Here is a 22,098-nt window from a genome sequence, read left to right as displayed (position 1 = left end):
GGAAATTTTGTGAATTGTAACCAATTTAAGCGGCGAGCAATTTCATAAAAAGCTTAATTTATTTGAATTCCATTTTTTTCAAGTAATTCAAAAAGAGCGATACTTTGATTTGGCTCGTATTTTTCTACACCACTTTGATACCATTTTGCAATTAAATTCATCTGATGTGAAGTATAACCATCTGTGTCAATGCTTAAGCCAAGCAAACCTGACAGAAGAAAATCTTCCAAAATTTTATTAGTTACAATACATTCCGGAATTCCATCACTAACGCATCCGTTCATCCGTTCATAATCTGATCTCCCAGAATCAAATCCAGCAATAAAAGCTTCATTCCTTTTTGCATAATTAAATTCCAAAAATGGATTCAAACCAATTGAATATCCTTCAAAATAATGTTGTCTGTAAGCTGGACTATATATTTTTTTCATTTCTATACTAAAGTATTAATTGAAAATCTCACTACAAACATATTAACAATATTTTACTTAGTACATAAAAATCGTTTAAAGGACAAAATACTCTTTAAATCACAATAGAATAGCCGTTTATCGACAAAATATTGTCAAATCACAACAAATCACAAGAATTCTGCTTTTTCCGAAATCGGAATTATTTATCTAATTTTCAACAAAAAAATCCCATTCGCCGAGACGAATGGGATTTTAAATTTTATAAATAAACTAACTCTTATTTCAATCCTGCCAAACTATGTTCGATAGTCTCAATTTTAGATAAGGCATCAGCTTCTTTTTGTCTTTCGTTTGCCAAAACTTTCTCTGGCGCACCAGCCACAAATTTCTCATTTGCCAGTTTATTTTGAACTGATTTCAAGAAACCTTGCGTATAAACTAACTCAGCAGTCAGTTTTGCAATTTCCTCTTCAACGTTTATATTTCCTGTAATCGGAATGAAATACTCATTCGATTTTACACGGAAAGATAATGCTCCTTCTACTTTATCCGAAACATATTCTAATGATGTTATGTTTCCTAATTTAGTTATAACAGTATCAAAATAAGTAGACACTTTATCATTGTTTACCGCTTTCAATTCGATTGTATCTTTAAACGGAATATTCTTGTCTTTACGAATCGTTCTAATTCCAGATATCACTTCAATTGTATTTTCAAAATCAGTAATTAGACCCGCATTAAAAGGTTTCATTTCCGGCCAAGTCGAAACAATCAACGCTTCCTCAGTAGTTCTTTCGGCAAGAATTTGCCAAATTTCCTCTGTCAAGAACGGCATAAAAGGATGTAATAATTTCAAATTATTTTCAAGCATTTCGATGGCTTTCGCCAAAGTTACGCTGTCAATTGGCTGTTGGTACGCCGGTTTTATCATTTCGAGGAACCAAGAACAGAAATCGTCCCAAACCAGTTTGTAAATGGCCATTAAAGCATCGGAAATTCTATATTTTTCAAAATTGTCTTCGATTTCTAGAAGTGTTTGTTGCAATTTGGCTTCATACCATTCAATCGCCACTTTTGAAGATTCCGGTTGCGGAATTGTATCCGAAACTTCCCAACCTTTTATCAGTTTGAACGCATTCCAAATTTTGTTGGTAAACGCTTTTCCTTGGTTACACAATTCCTCATCAAACATAATGTCATTCCCTGCAGAAGCGCTCAAAAGCAATCCTACACGAACTCCATCAGCTCCAAATTTTTCAATCAAATCTAAAGGATCAGGTGAATTCCCTAATGATTTAGACATTTTCCGACGTTGCTTATCACGAACTAAACCAGTCAAATATACATTTGTAAATGGTTTTTTTCCTGTGTATTCATAACCTGCAATAATCATTCTCGCTACCCAGAAAAATAAAATATCCGGACCGGTAACTAAATCATTCGTTGGATAATAGTATTTAAAATCTTCGCTTTCGGGATCCATAATTCCTCCAAAAACAGACATTGGCCATAGCCAAGAAGAAAACCAAGTATCTAATGCATCAACATCTTGTTTCAAGTCAGAAGTTGTAAGTTGTACGTTGTTGGTTCTTTCTTTAGCTAAAACTAAAGCTTCTTCGATAGATTCAGCAACCACGAAATCTTCTTTTCCGTCCCCGTAGAAATAAGCTGGAATTTGTTGTCCCCACCATAATTGACGAGAGATATTCCAATCACGAATATTATTTAACCAATGTGCATACGTATTATTAAAACGAGCTGGATGCAATTTGATTTCGCCATCTTCCAAAACAGATTTAATCGCCGGTTTTACCAAATCTTCCATTTTCAAGAACCATTGGTCTGATAAACGAGGTTCGATTACGGCTTTCGTTCTTTCAGAAGTTCCAACTTTATTCAAGTGTGTTTCTGTTTTTGCCAAAGCTCCAATAGTTTCTAATTCTTTGGCAATTGCCTCACGAACCACAAAACGATCTTGTCCTTGATACTGCAATCCAAAACTATTCAAAGTAGCATCGTCATTGAAAATATCAATAATCTCCAGATTGTGCTTCTCCCCTAATGCTTTGTCATTCATATCGTGCGCCGGAGTCACTTTCAAACAACCAGTTCCAAACTCGATATCAACATATTCATCTTCGATAATTGGAATTACTCTTCCGCAAATAGGTACAATTGCTTTCTTGCCTTTCAAATGAGCAAAACGTTCGTCATTTGGATTGATACAAATCGCGGTATCTCCAAAAATAGTTTCCGGACGTGTGGTTGCAATAGTCAGAAAGTCTTCACTTCCTTCGATTTTATATTTTAGGAAATATAATTTTCCTTGTTGTTCTTCGTAAATTACTTCTTCGTCAGACAAAGTAGTTTTTGCTTCGGGATCCCAGTTTACCATTCGGTATCCTCTATAAATCAAGCCTTTGTTGTATAAATCCACAAAAGAACGAATTACTGAGGCTGACATATCAGGGTCCATCGTAAACTTGGTTCGTTCCCAATCACAAGAAGCCCCTAATTTTTTCAATTGATCAAGAATTACACCTCCGTATTTATCAGTCCATTCCCAAGCATGAGCCAAAAATTCTTCGCGTGTTAAATCATTTTTATTAATTCCTTCGGCTTTTAATTTCGCAACTACCTTAGCTTCAGTAGCTATCGAGGCATGATCCGTTCCCGGAACCCAGCAAGCGTTGAATCCTTTAAGACGCGCTCTTCTAATTAATACATCTTGAATGGTGTTGTTCAACATGTGTCCCATATGCAAAACTCCGGTAACATTAGGCGGAGGAATTACTATGGTATATGGTGTTCTATGGTCTGGTTCTGAGTGAAAATAATTGTTTTTCATCCAGTAGTCATACCACTTATTTTCAATGGTTTTAGCGTCAAATTGTGCAGGAATTGTCATTTTATTGTGGATTCGTTTAATCGTTAAATTCGATTGTTTGTTAGTTCAGTTAAACAAATAACCAAATCAACAAATAAACTTTAAAACTTTGGTCTGATATTTGTAATTCTAATTGGGAACAAAAGTAAATAATTAAGTACACTATAAAAAGAGAAATAAAAATTTGTACGTTAATTAAAAGAAAGTAAATTTACTAAATGAATTTAAATATAAGAAAATGAAAAAAACAATAGCTTTATTCGCATTCGCATTAATCAGCAGTATCGGTTTTGCTCAGAATGGCCCAAAAATTGAATTTGCAGCCAAAGACAATACAATTGATTATGGAAAGGTTACTAAGAATGAAAATGGCTCTCGTGATTTTATCTTTACAAATACAGGTAATGCTCCATTAATTATCACTAATGTACTGTCTACTTGTGGCTGCACGGTTCCTACAAAACCAGATGAACCAATCATGCCAGGGAAAACAGGAAAAATAACTGTGAAATATAACATGGCTCCAGGACCAATCAGAAAAACGATAACTGTTGAGTCAAATGCAGTAAACTATGAAGGTGGAAGAGTTGCTCTGAAAATTAAAGGTGAAGTTATTTCTAATTAATTTCAGAATCAAAAATAAATTAAAAACGCTTTTGGATATTATTTCCAAAAGCGTTTTTTGTCTATAAAATATTATACAATTGAAACCTGAATTTTAAGATTTCACTTTTACGTTCCACTTCTAAAGTAATCCATTTTTCTTCTTCTTCCTTAAAAAGAGCATTGATTTCTTGCAATGAAAGTTTATGAATGGGATTATTATTAATTAAAATGATTACATCTCCTTTTTGTAATCCTGCGTTAGCTGCCGGAGAATTTTGCCTCACATAGGCAATCTCATAAATAGGTTTTAATTGGAATTTATATTTAAAGTCATCCATAAATACTCTAACACCACCGGACTCATTATATTTTGTAGACAAAGGAACCGTTTCCATTCGCACAGTTTCCTGAACCCACTGTAAACCATTTTGTTGAATCTCAACTCCACTTTTATTGTAGCTGAAAGGTGCACTGTAATCACTATTCTTTTTTAAATACATTTGGCTGTTTTGGTAATCAAAAACAACTGTAAACCGCTTCATAATTTCTCCTCCAACTGAGCCTTTTCGATCTGGCACCATATTTACATTCCTAATTGATACCGAATCTGGAAAGGCAACCACAGGATTATTAAATTCAAAATCACCCATCTCAAATTTTTTAATTATGGCTCTTTTACCTTTTACATCACCACTAAAACCTCTTCCTAAAAAGTCTTCGAAATTTTTTGCAGGAACTTTAATCAATTCTGAACGATCTTGAAACAACCATATTGCATCGCTGTTCCCTATATCTATCAATAACTTTACAGGAATTTCTTTATTATCCTGAATTATTGTGCTTTTTAAATAGGGCTTGGATTTTTCAACAGTGATAGGAATTGTTTTGTAACTTTTTTCAATTTTTTTTCTGTTTTTATCATTGTCCTTATAAACTATAACTCTCTTTTTCCTGTAATTGACTTCTATTAAATTATTTTGAAAAAAATGATACCCAATAATTCCATTGACCGGAATCCCTACATGTGACGATAAATTAAATTCAGGGTCCAAAATAATATAGAGCATATGATTACTATACTTCATATCATTAAACTCTAAGACATTATTAGTGGATTTCAATCCTTCAACAGCCTCTTGGCTTCCTAATCCTTTCAGCAATATTTTCTCGGCATTGAAAAAACGAACTTCTTTTTTATCTTCTAAACTAAATAATATCGTTTCGGAAACACCGGTATCCAATAAAAAATTCAATTCTACTCCATTTACTTTTATAGGTACAAAGACTAAATTATTAATCAATTTAAAAGGGACACTAATTTTATTCATGTCTTTTTTAAACTGAAATCCTTGTTGTGCAAAAACAGGGCAAGCAAACAGGTAAATGAGAATTATTACTATTCTTTTTTTCATTATTAATCTTTTACATAAAAATACTAAATAAATCATATCAAAAATGCAGATTTAACAATATATACGCATATTGATTATAATAAATTCGAAAAAAAAATTGCAAATTTGCAATTCAATAATCAAGACTATGCCAAAAATATCAAACAAAGGCAAACAAATGCCTGAATCGCCAATACGAAAATTAGTTCCATACTCAGAAATAGCGAAGAAAAAAGGACATAAAGTATACCATTTAAACATTGGCCAACCAGATATCAAAACTCCTGAAGTTGCCATGAACGCCGTTAAAAATATTGATTTAACTATTCTGGAATACAGCCATTCTGCTGGAAATGAAAGCTACAGAAAAAAATTATCTGCCTATTATATCAATCAAGGCATTTCGGTAAATATTGAAGATATTATTATCACTACTGGTGGATCAGAAGCACTTATGTTTGCTATGGGAAGCACTATGGATCAAGGAGATGAAATCATTATCCCAGAACCATTTTATGCTAATTACAATGGATTTTCAACAGCTTCAGGCGTTACTGTTGTTCCAGTAATTTCGACTATTGAAACAGGTTTTGCTTTACCGGCTATAGAAGATTTTGAAAAACTGATTACTCCAAAAACTAAAGCCATCCTGATTTGTAACCCAGGAAACCCAACGGGATATTTATATTCGAAAGAAGAAATTATGAAATTGGCAGCTTTGGTCAAAAAACATGATTTATTCTTGATTTCTGACGAAGTATATCGTGAGTTTACCTATGATGGTGACATCCATTATTCAGTAATGAATGTTACCGGACTTGAGGAACACGCTATTATGATTGATTCGGTTTCTAAGAGATATAGTATGTGCGGTGCAAGAATAGGATGTATTGTTTCTAAAAATAAAGAAGTCATGGCGACCGCTATGAAATTTGCACAAGCAAGATTAAGCCCTCCTACTATTGAACAAATTGCAAGTGAAGCTGCCCTTGATACTCCAAAAAGTTATTTTGATGAAGTAATTTCAGAATATAGAGAGCGTAGAGACACTTTAATAAATGAGTTGAATAAAATTGAAGGTGTTATAGTGTCTAAACCAAAAGGTGCTTTTTATTGCATTGCACAACTTCCAGTTGATAATGCTGATGATTTTGCACAATGGCTTTTAGAAACCTATGATTTGAATGGTGAAACCGTTATGGTAGCTCCAGCTGCAGGGTTTTATTCGACTCCAGGAATGGGATTGAATCAGGTTCGAATAGCTTATGTGCTAAAGAAAGAAGATTTAATTAGTGCTGTATCAATTTTGAAAGCAGCGATTCCAGTTTATAATGCAACTCAATCAAAAAGCTAATATAAGCTTTGCTTTTTTAGTGCTAAACTCACGCTATAAAACATTCCTATTACATCAAAAGGCAGTAACTATTGAGTTATTGCCTTTTGCTTTTTATAACCAATAGAAAGAAGTCATTGACTTTATAGCCTATAAAGTCATCATTAAATAGTATGAGCTTTAGAAATTCTTTAATTTTTATTATTTATCTTTACGGCTTAAATATTTACACCCACAATAATAGTTGCTTTTAATGATAAAAAACGAAGAATTTCAAGACGAAATAGGAGATAATCATGTTAGTTTATCCGCAAAAAATCCAGTAAGAGATGATGCTTTTGATATTACTGATGATGAAAAAATTGAAAAAATAAAAAAAGACGTTGAGAGCATTCTACTGACACTTGGAATGGACTTGACTGACGATAGTTTAAAAGGCACGCCCAATCGTGTTGCAAAAATGTTTGTAAAAGAAATTTTTGGAGGTTTAAATCCTGCAAAAAAACCAAAAGCATCTACATTTGACAATAATTACAAATATGGCGAAATGTTGGTTGAAAAAAACATTATCGTTTACTCAACTTGCGAGCATCATTTATTACCAATCATAGGAAGAGCTCATGTGGCTTACATTTCTAATGGAAGCGTAATTGGTTTATCCAAAATGAATCGTATTGTAGAATATTATGCCAAAAGACCTCAGGTTCAAGAGCGTTTGACTATGCAAATTGTTCAGGAATTACAAATCGCTTTGGGTACTGAAGATGTCGCTTGTGTGATTGATGCGAAACACCTTTGCGTTAATTCAAGAGGAATCAGTGATATCGAGAGTAGCACTGTGACATCAGAATTTGGTGGAAAATTTAAAGACAATGTAACTCGCAGAGAGTTTTTGGATTATATTAAATTAGAAACAAAGTTCTAAATTTGGTTAATCGTTGATTTGGTTAATCGTTTATTCGATGAATCGTTCAATCGAAAATATGTAAACCATTCAAACAACAATAAATTATTAAATAAACCACTTTGCTATGTATATTTTTTCATTTGAGAAACTGGAAGTTTGGCAAAATTCAAGGCTTTTCATTTTGGACATTTATAAATTAACAAATAACTATCCTACAAACGAAATATATGGAATGACATCTCAATTAAAGAGAAGTGCTTCCTCTATAGCGACAAACATTGCTGAAGGAACTTCCAGAAACACTAATAAAGACAAAGCTCATTTTTTAACAATGTCTTATTCATCTGCAATGGAAACATTAAGTCATTTAATTATATCCTATGATTTGAATTTCATTTCAAACGAAGAATATTTATCGACTAGGGAAAAGTTAGAAAAAATTTGCAATCAAATTAATAGCTTAAAAAAATATTACTTATCTAATGATTGAATCGGATAACTGTTCAACAAATAAACAGTTAACCAAATAAACAAATAACCGATTAAACGATTAACCTCTTATGCCATTATATAGTAGCCAAACTCTAAAAATATACAATTCTCTTTCGGGAGAAAAAGAAATTTTCACACCAATACATGAAGGAAATGTAGGAATGTACGTTTGTGGACCTACGGTTTACAGTAATGTGCATCTTGGAAATGTGCGAACATTCATGTCTTTTGACGTGATTTTCAGGTATTTTTTGCATTTGGATTACAAAGTGCGCTACGTTCGAAACATTACGGATGTGGGTCACATTGTGGATGATGTGGATGAAGGTGAAGATAAAATTGCAAAAAAAGCCCGTTTAGAGCAACTGGAACCTATGGAAGTGGTGCAACGCTATACGGTAGATTTTCATGATATTTTGAATGAATTTAATTTTTTACCGCCAAGTATTGAGCCAACAGCTACAGGTCATATTATTGAGCAAATTGAAATTATTAAAACCATAATCGACAAAGGAATTGGTTACGAAGCCAATGGGTCGGTTTATTTTGATGTAGTGAAATTCAATGAAACCAATCATTACGGAAGATTAAGTGGTAGAAATATTGAGGATATGCTGGCTAATACCCGTGATCTAGATGGTCAAAGTGACAAAAGAAATTCACAGGATTTTGCGCTTTGGAAAAAAGCCGAGCCACAACATATCATGAGATGGCCTTCGCCATGGAGCGATGGATTTCCGGGTTGGCATCTTGAATGTACTGCAATGAGCACAAAATATTTAGGTAATCATTTTGACATTCACGGAGGTGGAATGGATTTGAAATTCCCGCATCATGAATGTGAAATTGCTCAAAATGAAGCATGTACTGGACAAACTCCAGTCAATTACTGGATGCACGCCAATATGCTTACGTTAAACGGTAAAAAAATGGCCAAATCTACTGGTAATAATATTTTACCAAGAGAAATATTAACCGGAGAAAATACTATTCTAAGCAAAGCCTTTTCAGCATCGGTAGCACGATTTTTTATGTTACAAGCGCATTACAGAAGTATTCTTGATTTTTCTGATGATGCCATTGTCGCTGCCGAAAAAGGATACAAACGATTGATGGAAGCCATGAATTCGTTAAAAGATATCACTGCTGACACAAAAAGTACGATTGATATTCCAGCTTGGAAACAATTGTGTTATGATGCCATAAATGACGATTTTAATACGCCAATTTTAATTGCGCAGTTATTTGAAGGCGTTCGTTTTATCAATTTGTTGAAAGATGGAAAAGAAACGTTGAATAACGAGGATTTAAAATCTTTCGAAAAAGCAATGAACAGTTTTGTTTTTGAAGTCCTGGGACTGGAAGATGAAAAAGTTTCGGATAGCAGTAATGACAAATTAGAAGGAACGGTAAACATGCTTATTGAAATGAGAAAACAAGCTCGTGACAATAAGAATTTTGCTTTATCAGACCAAATTAGAGATCAATTGATTGCATTGGGAATCCAGTTGAAAGACGGAAAAGAAGGAACTACTTTTAGCATTTAGTTTTCTATATCAAGTCGCAGACTAATACCGTAAAATAATTTTGATTAACAAAAGTGAAGTTTTAAATTCTAATACTAAAGTCATGTTGTCAAAAATAGTTGTTTACCCATTTTTGCTATTGGTTCGATTTTATCAAGTTGCCATTTCCCCTTTTACTCCAGCAGCTTGTAGATTTGAGCCTACCTGCTCTTCCTATATGATTGAAGCATTACAAACCCATGGCTTATTTTATGGTGGATTTTTAGGAATGAAACGTATTTTGAGTTGCCATCCTTGGGGCAAAACAGGTTATGACCCTGTTCCCAAAAAAGCATGTCATCATAAACATTAACTTTTTTTAAATACGAAATTTTACTTTAAATCTTTATTTTTACGACTAATAAACAAATTTAACACTAAATGACACACGCTTTAAACATCGTTTGGAATCCATCAGAAGGGATCGATTTAGGCTTTTTTATCATTCGATATTACAGCTTAATGTTTGTAATTGCTTTTGGTTTAGGCTGGTACATAATGAAACATATATTTGAACGTGAAGGAGAATCTATAGAAAAATTAGATTCATTGTTTATCTGGACTGTACTTGCCACTTTGATTGGCGCACGTTTAGGACACGTTTTCTTTTATGATTGGGAGTATTACCGCAATCATTTATTGGAAATCATTTTACCTTTCCGTTTTTCTCCAAATTTTGAATTTACCGGTTACCAAGGTTTAGCAAGTCATGGCGCTGCCATTTCTATCATAATTGCGATGTATTTTTACAGCAAAAATGTGCTTAAAAAACCACAAATGTGGATTTTAGACCGAGTGGTAATTCCGGTTGCCAGTGGAGCCATTTTTGTGAGATTAGGAAATTTTTTCAATTCAGAAATTATAGGTCATGAAACCACATCGCCATTTGGAATAAAATTCATCAAAGATCATTTCAGTCCGATGGATGCGGTCAATGCTACTCAAATAGCCAATCCTAAAGATGCCTATACAGCAATAGCAACCGATCCAAAATTTGCATCATTACTGGAGCAGGTTCCAGTAAGACATCCTACGCAATTGTACGAAGCATTTTGTTACGTTTTTGTTTTTGCTATTTTATTTTTCTTGTATTGGAAAACCGAAAAAAGAAATAAAACAGGATACCTATTTGGTATGTTTCTAGTCCTTTTATTTTCTGTTCGTTTTGTAGTGGAATCCGTTAAGGAAAGCCAAGGTGGATTCGAAAGCGCTTTGGGATTATTCTCTACAGGACAATGGCTAAGTATTCCTTTTATACTTATAGGACTGTATTTTATTTTTACTGCTGAAAAACCTCTTAAAGTATAACATCATATTTACTTAACAAAACGAAAAAGCTCCCGTCGCAATGGGAGCTTTTTTGTTTTATTATCTTTTTAATGAAAAATGGGATTTGAATTTCTTAGGAATATCTTGTTCAGTGTACTCAATACTGAACCAATAATCATTCGCTGGCATTGGCTGTCCAATGTACGTTCCATCCCATCCCGTGCCATTTGGAAAAATTTCTTTTAAAAATTTACCATGACGATCAAATATTAGAATTTTTGAATTTAATTGGTCTTGCAAAGCAAAAACATTCCAAGTATCATTATACCCATCAGCATTTGGTGTGAAAAACTTAGGATAATTGATTACTAAAACATTAGTTCTAGTTATTGGCGGACTACAGCCATTTTTGTCTATAACAGTAACGGAATGAGTTCCTAAAGAAACATATTCAAAAACGGGGCTTTCCTGAAATGGTCCATCATCTAATTGATACAAATAATCGCCAGTTCCTGTAGCGATAACTGTCACTATTTGATTTTTCGCAAAAGCCTCAGAAACTGTCCAATCTACATCTAAAAGGGTATTTGAGGGAGTCACAGTAACATTAATTGTTTGTGAAGTGGCACATTGATTTGAATTTGGAGAAAAAACATAAGCACCACTTGCCATATTGTTAACAATTGCGGGTGACCAAGTTCCTGAAATTCCATTTGGAGAAGTAGTATTCAAAATAGGCGGTATACCTCCCATACAGATTGACAAATTAGAAAAATTAGGCTGAACAAGAGGAGTAACAGTAACTGCTAATGTTTGGCTATTGGCACATTCAGATGCATTTGGCGTAAAAACATAACTTCCGCTAGTTGTATTACTAACTGTTGATGGCGACCAAGTTCCTGTGATTCCATTAGGAGAAGTTGTTGCTAATATTGGCGCAGTAGACCCTGAACAAAATGGGGCTATTGCGGGAAAATTAGGTGTTCCTTTTGGTATAATCGTCACACTTAATGTTTGTGTAGTCGCACATTGATTTGGATTTGGTGTAAAAACATAGTTCCTGCTAACAGTATTACTAATCGTTGATGGAGCCCATGTACCAACAATACCATTTGGAGATGTATTTGCCAAAAGTGGTGCGGTAGTTCCAGAACAAAACGGTGGAATACTTGCAAAATTTGGCGTAACAACCGGTACAATATCTATTGTGACTCTTGTAGGTGTTACTGAAGTACATTGTCCTGTATTAGGTGTAAAAGTATAAGTAACTGGACCTAAAACTGCCGTATTAACTGTAGCTGGACTCCAAGAACCTGAAATAGCCGGTGTATTATTTGAAGTTGTTGGCAAGATTGGTGCAGTCGCATTTTGGCAAACTGTAGTTGGAATACCCGTAAAAGTTGGTGTTACCAATGGGGTAACGATTACATTCAAAGTTTGTGTGGTAGCACATGGAAACAAAGTTGAATTTGGAGTAAATACATAACTTCCGCTAGTCGTATTACTTATTATTGCTGGCAACCAAGTTCCTGTGATTCCATTTGGAGATGTAGGACCTAGTAACGGTGCTGGAGTTCCAGTGCAAAAAGGAGCAATAGCAGGAAAATTAGGAGTTACTGTTGAAGTTCCGCAAGGTACACTACAAGTGATAGTTTGTGGAGGCACACAAGGATGTGTAGCTGAAGACAATGTTAATGTTGCTGATTGCCCTGGTAACATATTAAAGACTTGAAAATGAGAAACACCTGTACTTCCGTTTACAGGAGAACCACCTTGAATTGTATAGGTGTAATTATACGAATTAGAAATCAGAGGATTATTTGACCAATCAAAAAATACGGAAGAAGCTCTATCAGCTGGTAAAATCTGCGAAGCGTCACATCTGAAATTAAGAATAGTGGCGCCATTATTAGCAACTACTATAACATCAATTTTTGAACGAGTACTTTCAACACCTCCTACAGTTTCACTAACATAATAAGAAGTAGTTCCTACGGTAGCTGTTGAAGGAATTGGCGCGGTAGCTGATGCCGTTCCCCCAGTTGCGTTTGTACCATACCAATTTAATGTTCCTCCGGAAGATGCTGTGGCCGTCAATGCAGTTGCTACAGCATTTTGACAATAATAAACAGGAGTAGTAACTGTTGGTGGCGAAGCTAAAATATCTGAATTTTCATTTCTAGATATAAGAAATAGTAAAGCATCCTTAGAATTAGAACTTGTTTTTAAAGTAAAAATCGAGCCACTCTTAACTAATCCAAGGCTCTTGTTTTCAAGACCAATGCTGCTATTTTTAGCATGAAGAATTGAATTAGACAAAATTGTAATTAAAAAAATAAAAACGAAAGACTTAATAAATTTTTCCATTATTAGTTAGATTTTAATTTCATCAAAAAAACAGCGAGCTTTAACAAATATTTAGTAAATATATAAATTTTATACTTTCATAATCTATAAGTTCATAGATATTAATAGATTATACATAACATAGAAAATTCAGAAGTAATTCTATAAAGGAAATGAAAAAGCAAAATCAATATTTTTAGTATTATAACCTGAATTTGAACCTTGCAATCCAGCATTGGACACATGACGAAAATTCGGTCTTATGTCAACTGTTATTTTATTTATTTTAAAAGTAAAACCTAAAGCTAGTACATCTGAAAAAGCAAAACCTTTTGACAATCGCTCTGTCTCTGTGTCAGTAAACATAGGTCCAACACTACCAAGAATATAAATACTAGCTGTTTTAAAAACTGGTTTACGCATCAAAAAACCAATATTTAAAACATATTCTTTTATATCTTTTAACTTGGTATATCTTTCTCTTTTTTCAATATAATTGGGGTCATCAGGCTTAACAAAATATAAATTCAATAGTTGATGTTTCGCAAAGTTTAGTTCTGGTTGCAACAAGATTTCATATTGAAAATGTTTTGTTTGTTTTACGGTATAGTATACTTGTAGTTTATAGTAACTGTTTGTATACGTATAATCGCTATTTTTTAATTCAGTTCCAAAACCATAACCAAAACCTAACTTTACTTTACTCAATGTATCTTGAGCATAAAATGTTTGATAACTAAAGACTATAATTAAAATAAAAATTATTTTTTTACACATGAAATTTAGTTTATAGCCAATATATTTCTTTACCATTAAATTACAAATAAAAACTTAAAATTGCCATTATGAATCAAAAAAAAGAGATTCAACTTTCGCTGAATCTCTTTTAAAAATTTATATAAAAAGCTCATTTAGCTTTCTTGATGTGCTTTTTCTACCTTGCTTTTATCCTCTTTAGATATTGTATCCACAAGTACCGGAGTAGCAATAAACAATGAAGAATATGTTCCTACGATAATACCCACTAACATAGCGAATATAAATCCTCTGATAGATTCCCCTCCAAAAACAAACATGATTAATAAAACCACAATCATTGTTAATGAAGTATTGATTGTTCTAGACATTGTTGTATTAATAGATTGATTTACAATCTCAGCAAAAGTACCTTTAGTTTTACCTGCTAAATACTCTCTAACTCTATCAAATACAATAACAGTATCATTCATAGAATACCCAATAACCGTTAGAATCGCAGCGATAAAGTGCTGATCGATTTCCATACCAAAAGGCATAAATTTATAACACAAAGAGTAAATCCCTAATACAAAAACAACATCATGCGCAATAGCTGCAATTGCACCTAAACTATATTGCCATTTTCTGTAACTGATCATTAAGTATAAAAATACGATAGCCATTGCTCCAAGTACTGCCCAGTATGCGTTTGTTTTAATGTCTTCTGCTACTGTTGGACCAACTTTAGATGCTAGTAAAATACCTGATTTTTTACCATCATAAGCATTTACAAATTTCTCATACGTCATATCTGCTGAAAAATGTTGTTTTAAAGTAGCAAACAACAATTTATTCACTTCTTCATCAGCTTTAATTCCTGGCTCCTGAACTTTATATTTTGTTGTGATTTTTAATTGATTATCACTACCAAAAACTTTTACTTCAGCGCTACCATCAAAAACTTTAGCTAACTCCGCTTTTACAGCTTCAGTTTCAATTGGTTTTTCAAAACGCACTTGGAATGTTCTTCCTCCTACAAAATCAACCCCTTGATCTAAACCATTTGTTGCCAATGAAATAATACTTATAACAACTACAACACTAGAGAACAAATACGTCCATTTTTTTACTCCTAAGAAATCAAAGTGAAAGTTATTAAACATATTCTTAGAGAAGTTTGTAACAAACGTCAAATTATTCTTTCTACTTATGTTCCAATCAATGAAGATTCTTGCAATGAAAATAGAGGTAAATAATGAAGTTACAATACCAATCAATAATGTAGTAGCAAAACCTTTAATTGGTCCTGAACCAAAAATAAACAATACCGCTCCTGTTAAAATATGCGTTACGTTAGCATCAGTAATTGATGACATTGCACCTCTCCAACTGTAAGAAGTTTTAATGGCTTCCTCTAATGTTTTACCTGAACGTAATTCTTCTTTTGCTCTTTCGTAAATAATGATATTCGCATCAACTGCTGTTCCCATTGTTAAAACGATACCTGCAATACCTGGCAATGTAAGAACTGCCCCAATACTTGCTAAAATTCCGAATAAGAAAAGTAAGTTAACCGCTAACGCTACATTAGCATACCAACCTGCTTTACCATAATATATCATCATCCAAAGTGATACTAAAAGCAATCCTATCAAAGCAGAATTAGTACCATTATCAATAGCTTCTTGCCCTAGGGATGGTCCTACCACTTCTGATTGAACAATATCTGCAGCAGCAGGAAGTTTACCTGCTCTTAAAACATTCGCTAAATCTTTAGTTTCTGTAACATCAAAAGCTCCTGAAATTTCAGATCTACCACCAGAAATTGGACCTGTAGATACTCCCGGTGCAGAATAAACCACATCATCCAAAACAATAGCAATATTGCTTTTTTGAGTATATGCTCTACCTGTTAATTCTTCCCAAGATTTTGCTCCTTGACCATTCATTTGCATTGAAACCGCTGGTTTACCCATTTGGTCAAATGTATCTTTTGCATCAGTAACAACACCACCACTCATAGAAGGAACATTGTCTCTGTTCCCTTTTAAAGCGTATAATTCTACAGCATCAACACTTTTTGCTTTAGCATCTTTAATAGTCATTGGTTTACCCCAAACAAATTTTGCATAACGTTGGTCACCTGCTAATAAAACTCTTATATCTGCTCTTTTCAAATATCCGTTTACTACGGCAGTATCTTTTGGAGAGAAAAGCCCTAAAACTGGACCTCCACCTTGACCAATTATTTTATCAAATAAAGGATTTTCTCCTTTTTTAGTAGCAGTTGAATCTTTTTCATCTGTAAGTAATGCACTTAAAGAATCTTTTACAACTGGTTTTACTTCAGTAGTTTTAATTTCAGTTTTTTTCAATGACTCATTAGCAGCCATTAAGAAATTACCAATTTCTTCAATTTTATACGTTTCCCAAAACTCTAATTGAGCTGTACTTTGTAATAATTTTTTAATTCTGTCTACATCTTTTGCACCAGGAAGTTCTACAAGGATTCTTCCAGATTCTCCTAATTTTTGAATATTAGGTTGTGTTACACCAAATTTATCGATACGTTTTCTTAAAACACCAAAAGCACTTTCTACAGACTCATCTACTTTTCTGGAGATAACCTTTTTTACTTGTGCATCTGTCATTTGAAAATCAACTCCACCTTCACCTTGCAAACTTCTGTTTGCGAAAATATCAGGAGATGCTAATTTTACAGTTCCTTTTGAATTTTCATCAAAAGCATCATAAAAAGCATCTAGATACGATTGATTTCCTTTTTGATTTGCAGTAGCATCAGCCAAAGACTTATTGAAAATTGGGTTTTTAGAATTATTCGATAATCCTTTTAAAATATCTTTTACTGATATTTGAAGTATAACATTGATACCACCTTCTAAGTCAAGACCTTTATTGATTTGTTTGTCACTAACTTCATTGAACGTAAAATCGGTAAAACCAAGATTAAATACTTTTTCTTTACCAATAGAATCTAAATATTTTACTTCTTTTTCAGGATTTCCACCTGCAAAAGATTTTGCATCACTTTTTACTTTGCTCGCGACAAAAGTGAAAGAAAGTTGGTAAATACTTACCAATGCAAATAGAATTGCGAAAAATTTAATAAGTCCTTTATTCTGCATTATTACTAAAAATTAATTATTTTTTATTTATTTATTTTTGCTTTAAACCTTATAGAATAAGACTTGACATCGATTTTTTAAATTCAAAAAAGAATATCTCGAACTACATCATTTTTTTAAACCGAGCAAATATATAATTAACGTTAAGATTAACCAATTTATTTATTAATTAATCTCAAGAAAAAGACTGCATATTAGCAGTCTTCCTTATTATATATGTATTTTTTTATGCTAAAATCGATTTTAAGGCATCATTCATTTGTCTAACGGCATCAGCACTTTTAGCAAATAAGGCTTTTTCTTGTTCATTGAGCTTAATATCAAGAATTTCTTCCACTCCATTTTTACCAATAATACAAGGAACACCTATACAGATATCATCTTGACCGTATTCTCCTTCAACAAAAACGGAACAAGCGATCATTTTCTTTTGGTCATTCAAAATACTGTCAACTAAGAAAGCAACTGAAGCACCCGGAGCATACCAAGCTGATGTTCCTAAAAGACCCGTAAGTGTAGCTCCACCTACCATTGTATCTGCAGCTACTTTTTGTAATTGTTCTTCTGATAAAAATTGAGAAACCGGAATTCCATTATAAGAAGCCAATCTTGTCAAAGGAATCATAGTAGTATCACCATGCCCACCAATAACCATTGCTGAAATATCATTTGCAGGTTTATCTAAAGCTAAAGACAAATACGTTCTGAAACGAGAGCTGTCTAATGCTCCTCCCATACCTATTATTCTATTTTTTGGCAATCCAGTAGATTTCAATGCCAAATAAGTCATGGTATCCATAGGATTAGAAACTACAACTATTATAGTATCCGGTGAATGTTTCAATACGTTTTCAGCAACCGTTTTCACGATTCCTGCATTAATACCTATTAATTCTTCACGAGTCATCCCTGGTTTTCTTGGAATTCCTGATGTAATCACAACTACATCACTTCCAGCGGTTTTAGAATAATCATTAGTAACGCCTGATACTTTGGTATTAAAACCCGTATTAGTAGCACACTGCATAATATCTAAAGCTTTACCTTCAGCAAAACCTTCTCTGATATCTAACAACACTACTTCGCTGGCAATTCCTCTATAAGAAATTACATCTGCACAGGTCGCACCTACATTTCCTGCTCCTACAATGGTAACTTTCATATTTTAAAGTTTATTCGGTTATTAGTTAATTTGGTTAATCTCTATGGTGTTAATCGTAATTTATTCAAACAAAAAGCAAACGATTAAACTACGTTATGCATCAATATTAGCATAAACTGCATTCTTCTCAATAAATTCTCTTCTTGGTGGTACCTCATCACCCATCAACATAGAGAAAACTCTATCGGCTTCCGCCAAACTGTCAATAGTTACCTGACGTAAAGTTCTGAAACTTGGATCCATTGTAGTTTCCCACAATTGCTCCGCGTTCATCTCCCCAAGACCTTTATAACGTTGAATTCCTGCGCTTCCACCCATTCTTTCATTCGCTTGATCACGTTGTACGTCATTCCAAGCGTATTCTTTCTTGTTCCCCTTTTTAACTAAATATAAAGGTGGTGCTGCAATATATACGTGACCTTCTTCGATTAATTCTTTCATGAATCTAAAGAAGAATGTCAAGATTAAAGTAGAAATGTGGCTACCATCCACATCGGCATCACACATAATAATTACTTTATGGTAACGTAATTTTTCAATATTCAACGCTTTACTATCTTCGGCAGTTCCAATTGTAACACCAAGAGCAGTAAATATATTTCGAATCTCTTCGTTTTCAAAAACTTTGTGATGCATTGCTTTTTCTACGTTCAAAATCTTACCACGTAATGGCAAAATAGCTTGAAACGCACGATCACGACCTTGTTTAGCCGTTCCACCTGCCGAATCTCCCTCGACAAGGTATACTTCACATTTTGCAGGATCTTGTTCCGAACAATCAGAAAGTTTTCCTGGCAATCCACCGCCACCCATTACGGTTTTGCGTTGTACCATTTCACGCGCTTTTTTGGCTGCGTGACGTGCTTGTGCTGCAAGAATTACTTTTTGAACGATGATACGGGCATCATTTGGATTTTCTTCCAAATAATTCTCAATCATTTCACTCACTGCCTGACTCACCGGAGAAACAACTTCTCTGTTCCCCAGTTTTGTTTTAGTTTGCCCTTCAAATTGTGGTTCAGCAACTTTTACCGAAATAATAGCCGTCAATCCTTCACGGAAGTCATCACCAGAAATATCAAACTTCAACTTATCTAACATTCCAGAAGCATCTGCATATTTCTTTAATGATCTGGTCAAACCAGTTCTGAAACCTTGCAAGTGCGTTCCTCCTTCATGTGTGTTGATATTATTCACATAAGAGAAAATATTCTCAGTGTAACTTGTGTTATAAATTAACGCAACTTCAACCGGAATCTCTCCTTTTTCATGGTCCATAGAAATAACGTGTGCAATAATTGGCTCACGATTTCCATCTAAATAACGGATGTATTCTTTTAAACCTTCATCAGAATGAAAAATTTCAGAAACAAAATTTCCGTCTTTATCTAATTCTCTTTTATCTGTAAAAGTAATTGTAATTCCTTTATTCAAAAAAGACAATTCACGCATACGAGCTGACAAAGTATCATACGAATACTCTATCGTTTGGGTAAAAATACTTGGATCAGGGTAAAAAGTTACGATTGTCCCTCTTTTAGACGTTTCCCCAATTTGTTTAACCGGATACAACGCTTTTCCTTTTTCGTATTCTTGTTCGTATACTTTTCCATCACTACTGTGAACGGTAGCTCTCAAATGATTGGACAAAGCATTTACAACAGAAACCCCAACACCGTGAAGTCCTCCAGAAACTTTATACGAATCTTTATCAAATTTACCTCCGGCACCAATTTTAGTCATTACAACCTCCAATGCCGAAACACCTTCTTTTTTATGAATACCAACCGGGATACCACGTCCATTATCTTCAACAGAAATAGACCCATCTTCATTTATATCGACTCTGATGGTATCACAATGACCTCCCATTGCCTCATCAATAGAGTTATCTACAACCTCATAAACTAAATGGTGTAGTCCTCGAACACCTACATCTCCAATATACATTGATGGACGCATTCTTACGTGCTCCATTCCCTCTAATGCCTGAATACTATCCGCTGAATAATTGTCCTTCTTGATTTCTTCGCTCATATATTTTATTCTAAAAAAATGTAATTTTTGTCTAACACGCAAATATATAAAAACGCAAATTATATAACCGTTAAAATCCCTTTTTAAGCTCTTAAGTTATTAACATTTGTTCATATAACTCCAAAAAAAACGCTCTCAAAATCGAGAGCGTTTTCTATTCCTGCAAAATCAATTTAATATTTTAAACCGTAACTCCTGTTTTAGCAATTTCGGTATCTGCCTGAACGTGCGCTGCATTGGCTCTTCCGCTTGGATCCTGATTTTCTTGCCATTTCGGAATCCATTTTCTAACCGTTTGTGCCGCACTAACTTGCGGATAATATTTATTAAATATAGACCTGTAAAAATACGCTTCTTTAGTTGCAGGGGAATTGTATGGAAATTCAGTAGCAGCTCCGGCTAATTGCTCATCAGTAACTTGAGAGGAACAGTATTCAATCAATTGATCAATCCAGTTGTATCCTACTCCATCTGAAAACTGTTCTTTTTGTCTCCATAAAACCTCTTCTGGAAGATATGGATTATCCGGTGTGTCAAATGCTTTTCTCAGAATGTATTTTTCCTTTCCATCGTACGTTTTAGGCATCTTTTCTTCTGCTTTGATACAAACTGCCATCTCCAAGAAAGCTTTGTCTAAAAACGGAACTCTAGCCTCTAATCCGTGAGCCATCGTTGATTTATCAGCTCTTAATAAATCGGCAGTAAATAATTTCTGCACTCTTTCGATTGTTTCCTTTTGAAAATCTTCTGTTGAAGGCGCATTTCTAAAATACAAATATCCTCCAAAAATCTCATCTGCTCCTTCGCCCGAAAGCACCACTTTTATTCCCATATCCGTAATCGCTTTAGATAAGAAATACATTGGAGTACTTGCTCTTACCGAAGTCACGTCATAGGTTTCTAAATGCCAGATTAGTTTGTCCAATATTTTAATTCCTTCTTCGATAGTAAAGTGAATTTCATGATGTTCCGTTCCTAAATATTCCGCTACTTTTCTGGCAGCAGCAGCATCCGGAGCATCAGCATCTAAACCAATCGAGAATGAATGTAATTTTTTACCGCTTTCCGCCAAGAGTCTGGAAGCAATTGCCGAAGTCAAGGAAGAATCCAATCCTCCAGAAAGCAACACCCCAATTGGCACATCACTCATCAGTCGTTTACGAGTCGCTTCGGTCAAAGTTTCTCTGATTAATTCTAAATCTAATTCTTGGTCTGCTTTTAAATAATCTTCATATTCCGGCTTGTAATATTTTACAAAACCCGTTTTTTGAGTATAAAAATGTCCTGGAGGAAAAGTAGAAAATGTTTTACATTGATCTGCAATAGGTTTCATTTCCGATGAAAAATAGATTCTTCCTCTTTCGTCCAAACCATAATACAACGGCTTTACTCCCATTGGGTCTCTACCCGCAATAAAATCATCACCATCAACGACTACAAAAGCCCAATCTCCATCCAACATATTGCAAAAATCATATCCAAACTCTTCGTACAAATGCACAATAACCTCTGAATCTGATTTAGTTCTAAAAGTATGTTCTTTCAAAACACCATCTCTTAATTCCTGATGATTGTATATTTCGCCATTATGAACCATATAGGCCGTTTTTGTGCCTTGTATCGGTTGTTTTCCAGAATGCAAATCGATTATAGACAACCGTTCATGGCTCAAAATATGTCCTTTTTCGGTAACATGCAAATCACTTTCATCCGGGCCACGATGCGACATTCTTTTCGAAAGTTCCCCAACTAGCTGTTCATCTTTTGCTCTTCCAATAATGGCTAATATTCCGCACATAACAT

The 22,098-nt window shown here is 34.0% G+C and carries 16 protein-coding genes; 7 read left to right on the top strand and 9 right to left on the bottom strand.

What is annotated here, in order from left to right; genetic code table 11:
• Nucleotides 1-53: 53 nt before the first annotated feature.
• Both CLV00_RS08220 and CLV00_RS08215 read right to left on the bottom strand, forming a co-directional pair.
• Nucleotides 54-431 (bottom strand): hypothetical protein, encoded by a 378-nt coding sequence (locus tag CLV00_RS08220; RefSeq protein WP_099714655.1) that lies wholly within the window; start codon nt 429-431, stop codon nt 54-56.
• A gap of 259 nt (nt 432-690) precedes the next feature.
• Nucleotides 691-3,324, bottom strand: a complete 2,634-nt coding sequence (locus tag CLV00_RS08215; RefSeq protein ID WP_099714654.1) for a valine--tRNA ligase — start codon at nt 3,322-3,324, stop codon at nt 691-693.
• 217 nt (nt 3,325-3,541) lie between these two features.
• Between CLV00_RS08215 and CLV00_RS08210 the strand changes: the two genes are divergently transcribed.
• Nucleotides 3,542-3,928, top strand: coding sequence for a DUF1573 domain-containing protein (locus CLV00_RS08210; protein ID WP_099714653.1), 387 nt, complete (start codon nt 3,542-3,544; stop codon nt 3,926-3,928).
• A gap of 61 nt (nt 3,929-3,989) precedes the next feature.
• Here the strand turns inward: CLV00_RS08210 and CLV00_RS08205 are convergent, their stop codons facing one another.
• Nucleotides 3,990-5,321 (bottom strand): retropepsin-like aspartic protease, encoded by a 1,332-nt coding sequence (locus tag CLV00_RS08205; RefSeq protein WP_099714652.1) that lies wholly within the window; start codon nt 5,319-5,321, stop codon nt 3,990-3,992.
• Between the two features lie 127 nt (nt 5,322-5,448).
• Here CLV00_RS08205 and CLV00_RS08200 point away from each other — a divergent pair, with 127 nt between their 5' ends.
• From CLV00_RS08200 to lgt, 6 genes are all read left to right on the top strand, one after another.
• Nucleotides 5,449-6,654, top strand: coding sequence for a pyridoxal phosphate-dependent aminotransferase (locus tag CLV00_RS08200; RefSeq protein WP_099714651.1), 1,206 nt, complete (start codon nt 5,449-5,451; stop codon nt 6,652-6,654).
• Between the two features lie 232 nt (nt 6,655-6,886).
• Entirely contained in the window at nt 6,887-7,558 is a 672-nt protein-coding gene (folE, locus tag CLV00_RS08195; protein ID WP_099714650.1) for a GTP cyclohydrolase I FolE, read from the top strand.
• 106 nt (nt 7,559-7,664) lie between these two features.
• Complete coding sequence (locus CLV00_RS08190) at nt 7,665-8,030, top strand: four helix bundle protein (protein ID WP_099714649.1); 366 nt, start codon at nt 7,665-7,667, stop codon at nt 8,028-8,030.
• A 70-nt stretch (nt 8,031-8,100) separates the two neighbouring features.
• The gene (gene cysS / locus CLV00_RS08185) at nt 8,101-9,579 is read left to right on the top strand and encodes a cysteine--tRNA ligase (protein WP_099714648.1); all 1,479 of its coding nucleotides are present in this window, start codon (nt 8,101-8,103) and stop codon (nt 9,577-9,579) included.
• A gap of 82 nt (nt 9,580-9,661) precedes the next feature.
• Nucleotides 9,662-9,910 (top strand): membrane protein insertion efficiency factor YidD, encoded by a 249-nt coding sequence (gene yidD / locus CLV00_RS08180; protein ID WP_099714647.1) that lies wholly within the window; start codon nt 9,662-9,664, stop codon nt 9,908-9,910.
• A 68-nt stretch (nt 9,911-9,978) separates the two neighbouring features.
• Nucleotides 9,979-10,905 carry a prolipoprotein diacylglyceryl transferase gene (gene lgt / locus CLV00_RS08175; protein ID WP_099714646.1) on the top strand — a complete coding sequence of 309 codons (927 nt, stop codon included), beginning with the start codon at nt 9,979-9,981 and terminating at the stop codon, nt 10,903-10,905.
• Nucleotides 10,906-10,965: 60 nt separating this feature from the next.
• On the opposite strand, the gene CLV00_RS08170 is transcribed toward lgt, so the two are convergent.
• The 6 genes from CLV00_RS08170 to asnB all read right to left on the bottom strand — a co-directional run bounded on the left by CLV00_RS08170 (nt 10,966) and on the right by asnB (nt 22,093).
• Nucleotides 10,966-13,233, bottom strand: a complete 2,268-nt coding sequence (locus tag CLV00_RS08170) for a T9SS type B sorting domain-containing protein (RefSeq protein WP_099714645.1) — start codon at nt 13,231-13,233, stop codon at nt 10,966-10,968.
• 141 nt (nt 13,234-13,374) lie between these two features.
• Entirely contained in the window at nt 13,375-13,989 is a 615-nt protein-coding gene (locus CLV00_RS08165) for an acyloxyacyl hydrolase (RefSeq protein ID WP_099716285.1), read from the bottom strand.
• Nucleotides 13,990-14,123: 134 nt separating this feature from the next.
• Nucleotides 14,124-17,096 (bottom strand): protein translocase subunit SecDF, encoded by a 2,973-nt coding sequence (gene secDF / locus CLV00_RS08160; RefSeq protein WP_099714644.1) that lies wholly within the window; start codon nt 17,094-17,096, stop codon nt 14,124-14,126.
• Between the two features lie 226 nt (nt 17,097-17,322).
• Complete coding sequence (mdh, locus tag CLV00_RS08155; RefSeq protein ID WP_099714643.1) at nt 17,323-18,258, bottom strand: malate dehydrogenase; 936 nt, start codon at nt 18,256-18,258, stop codon at nt 17,323-17,325.
• A 93-nt stretch (nt 18,259-18,351) separates the two neighbouring features.
• Nucleotides 18,352-20,295 carry a DNA topoisomerase (ATP-hydrolyzing) subunit B gene (gyrB, locus tag CLV00_RS08150; RefSeq protein WP_099714642.1) on the bottom strand — a complete coding sequence of 648 codons (1,944 nt, stop codon included), beginning with the start codon at nt 20,293-20,295 and terminating at the stop codon, nt 18,352-18,354.
• A 181-nt stretch (nt 20,296-20,476) separates the two neighbouring features.
• Nucleotides 20,477-22,093 (bottom strand): asparagine synthase B, encoded by a 1,617-nt coding sequence (gene asnB, locus CLV00_RS08145; protein WP_099714641.1) that lies wholly within the window; start codon nt 22,091-22,093, stop codon nt 20,477-20,479.
• Between the last annotated feature and the right edge of the window lie 5 nt (nt 22,094-22,098).

It is taken from the genome of Flavobacterium sp. 11 (genome assembly GCF_002754315.1).
GTDB lineage: Bacteria > Bacteroidota > Bacteroidia > Flavobacteriales > Flavobacteriaceae > Flavobacterium > Flavobacterium algoritolerans.
The sequence above is the reverse complement of the archived record's forward strand: the minus strand, read 5'-3'. Positions and strand labels throughout refer to the sequence as shown.